Origin of the sequence: Streptomyces sp. NPDC058464, assembly GCF_042721035.1 — a bacterium.
In the GTDB taxonomy this organism is placed as follows: Bacteria; Actinomycetota; Actinomycetes; order Streptomycetales; family Streptomycetaceae; genus Streptomyces.
The window spans coordinates 3,636-12,827 of the sequence record NZ_JBHXMA010000097.1; the positions used below are offsets into that span (position 1 = coordinate 3,636).

Below are 9,192 nucleotides of genomic sequence, written 5' to 3' on the forward strand. Positions count from 1 at the left end.
ACGGGGTGGGAGAACCGCGTGGGGAGGGGCCGTGCCTGCGGGGGGCGCCCCGCCCCGACGCGAGCGACCCGTCCCGACGCGAGCGGCCCATTCCGACGCGAGCGGCCCATTCCGACGCGAGCGGCCCGCCGTATCACGGACCATGGTCACAGGAGACCGACCGGAGCGACCGATGAGCACCCCCTGGCAGCGCTACGCCGACGAACACGCCCGTACCGTCGACACCATGGCGGCCGTGCTGCTGTTCGCCTCGTTCCTGTTCGGCAGCGAGATCACCATGAGCGCCGGCGACCAGCCGCACGCGGCCGGGCTCACCATCGCCCTCGCCGCCGTCGGCTGCGGTGCCCTGCTCTGGCAGCGCACCCGGCCGCGCACGGTCGTCGCCGTCGGCGCGGCGGCCACCGCGGCGGCCGCCGGCCTCGGCCATCTGCCCACCCCGCTGCTGCTGGGCGGGCTGATGCTGGCGCTGTACCGGCTGGCGGTGGACACCGACCGGCCCACCGCGCGCCGGTACTACTTCGCGAGCGTCGCCCTGGTGGTGACCGCCGCCATGGTCTTCGCCCCCTCGGGCATCCCCTGGCCGCTGGAGACGATCAGTCCGGCCGCCTGGCTGCTGCTGCCGGTCGTCACCGGCAATGCCGTACGGCTGCAGAGCGCCTATCTCGAAGCGGTGCAGGCGCGGGCCGAGTTCGCGGAGCGGAACCGGGAGGAGGAGGCCCGGCACCGGGTCGCGGAGGAGCGGATGCGGATCGCGCGGGAGCTGCACGACGTGGTGGCCCACCACCTGGCGCTGGCCAACGCCCAGGCGGGGACGGCGGCCCACCTCTCGCGCACCCATCCCGACCAGGTGCACCGGATCCTCGGGGACCTCGCCGGTACGACGGCCTCCGCGCTGCGGGAGCTGAAGGCCACCGTGGGGCTGCTGCGGCAGACCGGCGACCCGGATCCGCCGCTCGCGCCGAGCCCCGGGCTCGCCCGGCTGCCGGAGCTGACCGAAGCCTGCGAGTCCGCCGGGCTCACCGTGCACGTCAGCGTCGAGGGCACGCCTCGGCCGCTGACGGCGGGCGTGGACCTGACGGCGTACAGGATCGTGCAGGAGGCGCTGACCAACGTCACCAAACACGCCTCGGCCGAGGCCGCGTACGTCCGGATCGGCTGGTCCCGGGACCGGCTGACCCTCACCGTCACCGACAACGGCACCGCCTCCGCCCCGGCCGCCCCCGGGCAGGGTTTCGGGCTGATCGGGATGCGCGAGCGGGCCCAGTCGGTCGGCGGCGCGTTCGCCGCCGGGCACCGGGACGGCGGCGGCTACGAGGTCACCACGCGGCTGCCGCTGTACCCCGGCGTCATGGAACCGGAGGAACACACGGAACCGGAAGAACAGGGAACGCCATGACCATCCGCGTGCTGCTCGCCGACGACCAGGCCCTGCTGCGGGCCACCTTCCGGATCCTGATCGACTCCTGCGCCGACATGGAGGTGGTCGCGGAGGCCGCCGACGGCGCCGAGGCGGTCGCGCGCACCCGCGAGCTCCGGCCGGACATCGTGCTGATGGACATCCGGATGCCCGGCACCGACGGGCTCGCCGCCACGGCCGCCGTCTGCGCGGACCCGGAGCTGTCCGGTGTACGGGTGCTGATCCTGACCACCTTCGAGGTCGACGCGTACGTGGCACAGGCGCTGCGGTCCGGGGCCAGCGGCTTCCTCGGCAAGGACGTGACCGCCGAGGCGCTGCTGGCCGGGATCCGCACGGTGGCCGCCGGCGAGTCGCTGCTCTCCCCCACCGCGACCCGCACCCTCATCACCAGGTTCCTGGCCACGCCCGCGCCCGGCGCCCGGCTCGCCGTGCCCGAGCAGCTGCGGGTGCTCACCGCGCGCGAGCGGGAGGTCATGGCGCTGGCGGCCGAGGGCCGCTCCAACGAGGAGATCGCCGGGAAGCTGTTCGTCTCCCCGCTGACCGTGCGCACCCACATCCACCGGGCGATGACCAAGCTGGACGCCCGGGACCGGGCCCAACTGGTGGTGATGGCCTACCAGTCGGGGCTGGTGCAGCCCCCGCCGCCGGCGCCGGACGCCTGAGACCTGTTCGGGGGAACCGGCGCCGGAAGGGGCGTGCGGCGGCCGTTGCCGGTTCACATCTCCTGCATGACCGCCCTCCCCGTGATCCCGCCCATGCTCGCCACGCCCGGCAGCCTGCCGCCCGCCGCGCAGGACACCCGGTGGGCCTACGAGACCAAGCAGGACGGCCAGCGGGCGGTCGTCTACCTGCCCGGCGACGGCAGCATGGTGCTGCGCGCCCGCTCCGGCGAGGAGATCACCGCCGCCTATCCCGAACTGCGGCCGCTGGCCGGGGCGCTGGGCCGGACCCCGGCGATCCTGGACGGCGAGGTGCTGGCCGTCGACGAACACGGCCGCGCCGACTTCCAGTTGCTGCAGAGCCGGATGGGCCTGGCCCACGCCCCGGCCCGGGCGGCCCGGATGGCGGCCCGGGTGCCGGTCCATCTGGTGCTGTTCGACGTGCTGTTCCTGGCGGACCCGCTGCTCACGACGGCGTACGCGGACCGGCGGGCACGACTGGAGTCCCTGGGCCTGGAGGGGCCGTACTGGTCGACGCCGAGGGCCGTCGTCGGGCACGGCGCCGAGGCGCTGGGGGCGACCCGGGAGCACGGTCTCGAGGGCCTGGTCTGCAAACGGCTCGACTCGCGCTACGAGCCGGGGGTGCGGTCCCGCGCCTGGATCAAGATCCGGAACCTGCACGCCGAGGACGTGATCGTCGGCGGCTGGCTGCCGGGCAGGGGCAGCCTGGCCGGGCTGCCGGGTGCGGTGCTGGTCGGCCAGCGGTCCGCCGACGGGCGGCTGCGGTACGTCGGCGGGGTGGGCACCGGCTGGAGTGCGGCGGAACGGACCGAACTGGCCGCGCTGCTGCGGGCCGCCGGCACCGACGCGTGCCCCTTCGACCCGGTCCCGGCGGTCCCGGGCGCCCGCTGGGTGCTGCCCCGGCTGGTCGGAGAGGTCGGGTACAGCACCCGGACCCGGGCCGGGCTGCTGCGCCAGCCGTCCTGGCTGCGGCTGCGCCCTGACCTCGCACCGGAGGAGTCGGCGGCGGACCTGCCCGAGGAGGCGGACTGACGGCGGGGCGGCGGGGCGGCGGGGCGGCGGGGCGGCGGGGCGGCGGGGCGGCCGACAGGATGTCGGAATCAGCGGTTGACGGGAAGGTCTATGGTGTCTCCCATGTCGGTACCCGAGTTGATCCGTATCGTCTCCCGCGACTCGCCGATGGCCCTCGCCCAAGTGGCCCGCGTCCGCGCCGAGTTGGCCGCCCTCCACCCGCAGGTGCGCACCGAGGTCGTGCCGGTGAAGACCACCGGCGACAAGTGGCTGGGCGACCTCGCCCAGGTCGAGGGGAAGGGGGCGTTCACCAAGGAGGTGGACGCGGCACTCCTCGCCGGTGAGGCTGATCTCGCCGTGCACTGCGTGAAGGACATCCCGGCCGACCGGCCGCTGCCCGCCGGGACGACGTTCGCCGCGTTCCTGAAGCGGGACGACGTCCGTGACGCCCTCGTCCACCCGGGCGGGCTCACCCTGGACCAGCTGCCGCCGGGCACCCGGATCGGCACCTCCTCGGTCCGCCGGGTCGCCCAGCTGGCGGCCACCCACCCGCATCTGGAGTGCGTGCCGTTCCGGGGCAACGCCAACCGCCGGCTGGAGAAGCTCGCCGCCGGGGACGCGGACGCGCTGCTGCTGGCGCTGGCGGGTCTGGAGCGGATCGGCCGTACGGACGTGATCAGCGAAGTGCTGGACCCGGAGGCGATGATGCCGCCGATCGGCGCGGGCATCCTCGCGCTGCAGTGCCGGGAGGGCGACTCCGAGCTGATCGACGTGGTGAGCGAGCTGGGCGACCCGGACACCTACCGGGAGGCCACCACCGAGCGGATGTTCCTGCATGTGCTCCAGGGCCACTGCAACAGCCCGATCGCCGGTTACGCCCGGGTCGACGGCGGCGGTGAACTCTCGCTGCGCGCCTGCGTGTTCACCCCGGACGGCAAGACCCGGCTGAACGCCCACGAGTGGGCGGGGCGCCTCGACCCGGCGACGCTCGGCACGTCGGTCGCCGTGGCGCTGCTGCGGCAGGGGGCACGGGAGATCATCGACGGCATCCCCCACTAGTCGCTCCGCTGGTGGCGCCGGGGTGTGTCGTTGTTCGGCTGCGGCGCCGTCGTGGCTGGTCGCGCCCACGCGGCGGTAGCCGCATATTCCATACAGCCCCGCGCCCCTTCGGGGGCGCGTTGTCGCTCAGGGAGCTCAGGGAGTAGTCGGGCCCGGCTCCGTCTGGTCCTTGAGGAAAGCGGTCACCTGGTGGGACAGGCTGCCCGGGCCGGAGGCCTGGCAGGCCGCGGCGGTGGTCGACTCCAGTACGCCGATGCCGCCCGCCCACAGCCGGCGTTCCGTCCACTCCTCGTCGACCCGCAGGTGGACCTGGATGTCCACCTGGGTCAGGGCGGCCTCCGGGCCGGCGGCGTAGAGGACGGCGGTGGCGCGGCGCAGCGGGTAGACGTCGAAGCCCTCGATGAACTGGGAGTTGCGCCAGTCGATGAACGCGCCCTCGCCGTCGGGGCCGACCCGGACGTCGATCTGGCCGTCCTCCAGCTGCACGCTGAAGTGACGGGAACCGCGGTTCTCGATGGTCACCCGGGCACTGAAGTACGTCAGCCCGGCCGCGGCGTCGTCGCGGCCGCGGGGCGGCTCGGACTCCTCCAGGCGGTGGACGCGGACCCGCAGACCGGCATGCTCGTCGTACTCATGCCAGTCCCCGACCACGTTCGGCTCGTACACAGTGCCCCTCTCGACCCACGCTGTTTATCTGTGTGCTCAGCGCACTGTCAAATGAGCGGAATGCGCTGTGGCCAGCGGGTTCGCCCGCTTTGATCGCTGATCAAGCGTTGCGCAGCGGTTATCCCGCCCCGGGGGTCCGGGGCGGGTAGCGGGCGCGTGCCGCACATCACGTCGACGCGCGTCCCGGCCGCGGCCGGCTCAGCGGGCCAGGCGGCCGAGCAGCGAGGAGGCCGCGGTGATCCCGAGGGCGGCGGCGACCGCCAGCACGCCGAAGTCGAGGCCGAGGTGGGCGGGCGTGCCGAGCAGCAGGCCGCGCAGGGCGTCGACCTGGTAGCTCAGCGGGTTGATCCTGCTGACCACCTGGAGCCAGCCCGGCATGATCGCCAGGGGGTAGAGGGCGTTGGAGCCGAAGAACAGCGGCATGGTGATCGCCTGCCCGATGCCCATCAGCCGGTCGCGGCTGAGGACGATGCCGGCGATGCTCATCGACAGGCAGGAGAAGAACGCCGAGGCGAGGACGACGGCGAGCCCGACCCCGAGGAGCTTCAGCGGGTTCCAGGTGAGGGAGACGCCGAGGATCGCGGCGATGACGATCACCACGACGGCCTGGATCAGGGACTTCACGCCGGCCGCGAAGGCCTTGCCGGTGATGAGGGCCGAGCGGGGGGTGGGGGTGACGAGGAGCTTGTTGAGGATGCCGGCGTCGCGTTCCCAGATGATCTGGATGCCGTAGAAGATGGCGATGAACATGGCGGACTGGGCGATGATGCCGGGCGCCAGGTAGTCGATGTAGGGGATGCCGCCGGTGGGTATCGCCCGGATCCGGGTGAAGGTCTGGCCGAAGATCAGCAGCCAGAGGGCGGGCTGGATGGCGCGGGTGTAGAGCTCGGTGCGGTCGTGGCGGAGCTTCTGCAGCTCCACGGCGCACATGGCGACGACCCGGGCGGGCAGCAGCCGCCAGCCGGCGCGCGGCTGCGGCGGGGTCAGCAGCAGGGACGCCGTGCCCGTGCGCTCAGCCGACACGGTTCGCGGTGCGGCGGGTGCTTCGGACATCGCGGAAACCTCCTGACTGGTCGTCGAGGCCGCTGCCGGCCACGTCGCGGAAGACGTCTTCGAGGGTGGGCAGGGCGTCGGTGCCCTGGCGTTCGGCGAGGCCGCGCCGGAGCTCGTCCGGCGTGCCGAGGGCGCGGATGCGGCCGCGGTGCATCAGCCCGACCCGGTCGCAGTGCTGGTCGGCCTCGTCCATGTAGTGGGTGGTGACCAGGACGGTCATGCCGGTGGCTGCCCGTACGGCGTTGATCTGGTCCCACACGCCGGTGCGGGCGATCGGGTCGAGGCCGATGGTCGGCTCGTCGAGGATCAGCAGCCGGGGCGCGCTGACCAGCGCCTGGGCCAGTTCGAGCCGACGGACCATGCCGCCGGAGTAGGTGCCGGCGAGCCGGTCGGCGGCGTCGGCGAGGTCGACGACCTCCAGCGCCTCGGCGACCCTCGCGGCCCGCTCGCGCCGGGGGACGTCGAAGACGCGGGCGAACAGCTCGACGTTCTCGCGGCCGGTGAGCCCGCTGTCGGCGGACAGTTGCTGCGGGACGTAGCCGAGCAGCCGGCGCACGGCCATCCGGTCCTTGCCGGTGTCGTGGCCGAAGACGCGGACCATCCCGGCGGGGACGGGCAGCAGGGTGGTGATGCAGCGGATGGCGGTGGTCTTGCCGGCGCCGTTGGGGCCCAGCAGGCCGAATACCTCTCCCTCTCCGACGCTCAGGTCGAGTCCGTCGACGGCCTTGGTCTCTCCGAAGGAGTAGGAGAGACCGGTGCAGGCGACTGCGGTGGTGTCGGTTGTCATGAATCCCCGGCCTCCTCGTGCAGGGTGTCGGCGAGCCGGCGCAACGCGGGAAGCGCCGCCCGCAGCGCCTCCCGGTCCGCCTCGTCCAGCCGGGCGACATGGCCGGCGACGAGTTCCGCCCGGCGACGGTGCCAGTCGGCGAGTCGCTTCTCGGCGTGTTCGGTCAGCAGCAGGCGGGCGGCCCGCCGGTCGGCGGGATCGGTCTCCCGGAGCAGGTAGCCGTCCTTGACCAGCTGGTTGACCAGGGTCGACACGGAGTTGCCCGCCAGGTACAGCTCCTTGGCGGCGTCCGAGATGCCGATCCCGGGGCGGGACTCGACCAGCCGCAGCAGCTCCACCTCGGCGCCGCGCAGCCGCGGCCTGGTGAGCCCGCGCCGCAGCCGGCGGCGGATCAGCCGCTGGATGCCGACCAGCGCGTCGGCGAGTTCTTCCGGAAAGGTCTCCGATTCCACACCTCGAAGATTACCTCTGCTACAGAGATATCTCCTCCAAGGGAGGGTCAAGGGAGGAGCCGAAGAGAAGACCGGCACGGACCCGTAAAGAAATGAGAGCTATCTCACCTTTTTGGACGAATTGTTTTGCTATACGCCACCAGGGGCATCGGCAGTTCAGTGCTGAGGGAGGTGCGTGCCATGCGTACCACCTGCAAACCCAAGTCCCATCCGCACGACGACGCCCCGGACACGGCCCAGGACTTCGTCCGACTGGCCGGGCTGCCCGAGGGCCCGGAACGCCGGGCGCTCCGGGACGAGCTGGTCGAGCTGTGGCTGCCCATGGCCGAGCGGATCGCCGTGCGGTTCCGCGGCCGCGGGGAGACCCAGGAGGATCTCTGCCAGGTCGCCGCGCTGGGGCTGGTCAAGGCCGTCGACCACTACGACCCGGCGCGCGGCCGGGCCTTCGAGGCCTACGCCGTGCCGACGATCACCGGCGAGATCAAGCGCCACTTCCGGGACCACATGTGGACCCTGCACGTGCCGCGCCGGGTCCAGGAGCTGCGCAACCGGGTCCGGGGCGCCCTCAAGGAGCTGGGCCAGACGGCCCCTGGGCACCCGCCCACCGTCACCGAGATCGCCGCGCGGGCCCAGCTCACCGAGAGCGAGGTGCGGACCGGCATGGAGGCCCTGGAGTGCTTCTCGGCACTGTCGCTGGACGCCGAGGTGCCCGGCGGCGACGGCTGCGTACTCGGCGACACCCTGGGCGATCCGGACCCCGGCTACGACCTGATCGTCGACCGCACCGCCGCGGAACCCTGCCTCCAGGGGCTGCCCGAGCGCGACCGGCTCATCCTCTATCTGCGGTTCTTCCGCGGTATGACGCAGAGCCGGATCGCCGAGCAGCTGGGTATCTCGCAGATGCATGTGTCCCGGCTGCTCAGCGCCTGTTTCGACCGGCTGCGCGAGGAGCTGCTGGCCGAGGCCGGCTGAGCCTCGCGGGACGGGCGCCGCGTCCGGGCCCCGGATCGGCCGGTCGGCCTCTTCCCGCCGCGCCACCGGGGTACTCGGCAGGCGTTCCCGCCGCTTCCGGTTGGAGACTGGTGGCAGACCGGTCCCCCAGCCGGCCCCGACACCAGGACGCGAGTGCCATGAACGACGACACGCCTCCCCCTCGACCCGTGCAGAAGAAGCGAACGGTGATCTCCACGCACTCGGTCTTCGGTGCCCCGTGCTGGGTGAGCCTGACCAGCCGCGACCTGCAGGCGACCGAGGACTTCTACAGTGCCGTGCTGGGCTGGCGATGGCGCAGTGTCAGGCTCGGCGACCACTTCCGGATCGCGCTGGCGGACGGGGTGCCGGTGGCGGGCATCGCCGCGGTCGCCGCGATGTGGCAGATGGCGGTGGCCTGGACGCCGTACTTCGCGGTGCCCGACGCGGACGAGGCGGTGGCCCGGGCCCGGGAGCGCGGCGGCACCCCCGCGGTGGGGCCGTTGTCCTTCCCGCCCGGCCGGGCGGCGCTGATCGCCGACCGGGACGGCGCCGTCTTCGGTATCTGGGAGGGGGAACTGGTCTCCAACTGGGAGACCTGGCGCCAGGCCGCCCCGACCTTCATCCGCCTGCACACCCGCAACGCCTTCGACTCGGCGATCTTCTACGGCGAGGTCCTCGGCTGGGCCTCGGACAAGCCGGGCTGCTGCGAGGTCGAGTACGAGGGCGGCGAGGTCGTGCTGCGCAGCCGCGGCGATGCGGTGGCCCGCATCGACTCGGGGGCGGTGGAGGCGGCTCCCGACCCGTCGGTACGGCCGCACTGGCAGATCCACTTCGCGGTCGGCGACGTGGCGGGCTGCGCCCGGATCGCCGAGAAACACGGTGGCAGCGTGCTGAGCGAGGGGGAGACCGAGGCGATCCTGCGGGATCCGGACGGCGCACAGTTCACGGTGACGACGGCACGGGGGGCGCGCTAGCCGTTGCCGGGGGGCCGTGGTGGTCGGGTGCGGGTACGTCGTGGCCGGTCGCGCAGTTCCCCGCGCCCCTGAAGGGGCGCACTGCAGCGTCCCATTCTTTCAGGGGCGCGGGGAACTGCGC

General features: G+C 73.1%; 10 protein-coding genes. 6 read left to right on the forward strand and 4 right to left on the reverse strand.

All coding sequences use genetic code 11. The features are described from left to right. Positions 1-172: 172 nt before the first annotated feature. From ACFWPQ_RS51290 to hemC, 4 genes are all read left to right on the forward strand, one after another. Positions 173-1,396, forward strand: coding sequence for a sensor histidine kinase (locus ACFWPQ_RS51290; protein WP_384051996.1), 1,224 nt, complete (start codon positions 173-175; stop codon positions 1,394-1,396). Then, positions 1,393-2,079, forward strand: a complete 687-nt coding sequence (locus tag ACFWPQ_RS51295) for a response regulator (RefSeq protein ID WP_384051997.1) — start codon at positions 1,393-1,395, stop codon at positions 2,077-2,079. Before ACFWPQ_RS51290 ends, ACFWPQ_RS51295 begins: the two co-directional genes overlap by 4 nt. A gap of 66 nt (positions 2,080-2,145) precedes the next feature. Further along, on the forward strand, positions 2,146-3,129 hold the full coding sequence (locus ACFWPQ_RS51300; protein WP_384051999.1) for an ATP-dependent DNA ligase: 984 nt from the start codon (positions 2,146-2,148) through the stop codon (positions 3,127-3,129). 102 nt (positions 3,130-3,231) lie between these two features. Next, positions 3,232-4,167, forward strand: coding sequence for a hydroxymethylbilane synthase (gene hemC, locus ACFWPQ_RS51305; RefSeq protein ID WP_384052001.1), 936 nt, complete (start codon positions 3,232-3,234; stop codon positions 4,165-4,167). Positions 4,168-4,302: 135 nt separating this feature from the next. On the opposite strand, the gene ACFWPQ_RS51310 is transcribed toward hemC, so the two are convergent. From ACFWPQ_RS51310 to ACFWPQ_RS51325, 4 genes are all read right to left on the reverse strand, one after another. After that, a complete protein-coding gene (locus ACFWPQ_RS51310; RefSeq protein ID WP_384052003.1) occupies positions 4,303-4,833 on the reverse strand; it encodes a hypothetical protein in 531 nt (176 codons plus the stop codon). A gap of 198 nt (positions 4,834-5,031) precedes the next feature. Further along, positions 5,032-5,886, reverse strand: coding sequence for an ABC transporter permease (locus tag ACFWPQ_RS51315; RefSeq protein ID WP_384052005.1), 855 nt, complete (start codon positions 5,884-5,886; stop codon positions 5,032-5,034). Further along, complete coding sequence (locus ACFWPQ_RS51320) at positions 5,846-6,673, reverse strand: ABC transporter ATP-binding protein (RefSeq protein ID WP_384052007.1); 828 nt, start codon at positions 6,671-6,673, stop codon at positions 5,846-5,848. The genes ACFWPQ_RS51315 and ACFWPQ_RS51320 overlap by 41 nt, the downstream gene beginning before the upstream one ends. After that, positions 6,670-7,125, reverse strand: coding sequence for a MarR family winged helix-turn-helix transcriptional regulator (locus tag ACFWPQ_RS51325; protein ID WP_384052009.1), 456 nt, complete (start codon positions 7,123-7,125; stop codon positions 6,670-6,672). The genes ACFWPQ_RS51320 and ACFWPQ_RS51325 overlap by 4 nt, the downstream gene beginning before the upstream one ends. A gap of 180 nt (positions 7,126-7,305) precedes the next feature. On the opposite strand from ACFWPQ_RS51325, the gene ACFWPQ_RS51330 reads away from it, so the two are divergent. Both ACFWPQ_RS51330 and ACFWPQ_RS51335 read left to right on the forward strand, forming a co-directional pair. Then, positions 7,306-8,097, forward strand: coding sequence for a SigB/SigF/SigG family RNA polymerase sigma factor (locus ACFWPQ_RS51330; RefSeq protein WP_384052011.1), 792 nt, complete (start codon positions 7,306-7,308; stop codon positions 8,095-8,097). Between the two features lie 158 nt (positions 8,098-8,255). Further along, on the forward strand, positions 8,256-9,071 hold the full coding sequence (locus ACFWPQ_RS51335) for a VOC family protein (protein ID WP_384052013.1): 816 nt from the start codon (positions 8,256-8,258) through the stop codon (positions 9,069-9,071). Positions 9,072-9,192: the final 121 nt, after the last annotated feature.

Excerpts from the sequence above, each read along its gene's own strand:
- ACFWPQ_RS51315 (WP_384052005.1), bottom strand. The coding sequence starts at position 5,886 with ATGTCCGAAGCACCCGCCGCACCGCGAACCGTGTCGGCTGAGCGCACG.
- ACFWPQ_RS51335 (WP_384052013.1), top strand. The coding sequence starts at position 8,256 with ATGAACGACGACACGCCTCCCCCTCGACCCGTGCAGAAGAAGCGAACG.
- hemC (WP_384052001.1), top strand. The coding sequence starts at position 3,232 with ATGTCGGTACCCGAGTTGATCCGTATCGTCTCCCGCGACTCGCCGATG.
- ACFWPQ_RS51330 (WP_384052011.1), top strand. The coding sequence starts at position 7,306 with ATGCGTACCACCTGCAAACCCAAGTCCCATCCGCACGACGACGCCCCG.
- ACFWPQ_RS51295 (WP_384051997.1), top strand. The coding sequence starts at position 1,393 with ATGACCATCCGCGTGCTGCTCGCCGACGACCAGGCCCTGCTGCGGGCC.
- ACFWPQ_RS51290 (WP_384051996.1), top strand. The coding sequence starts at position 173 with ATGAGCACCCCCTGGCAGCGCTACGCCGACGAACACGCCCGTACCGTC.
- ACFWPQ_RS51300 (WP_384051999.1), top strand. The coding sequence starts at position 2,146 with ATGACCGCCCTCCCCGTGATCCCGCCCATGCTCGCCACGCCCGGCAGC.
- ACFWPQ_RS51320 (WP_384052007.1), bottom strand. The coding sequence starts at position 6,673 with ATGACAACCGACACCACCGCAGTCGCCTGCACCGGTCTCTCCTACTCC.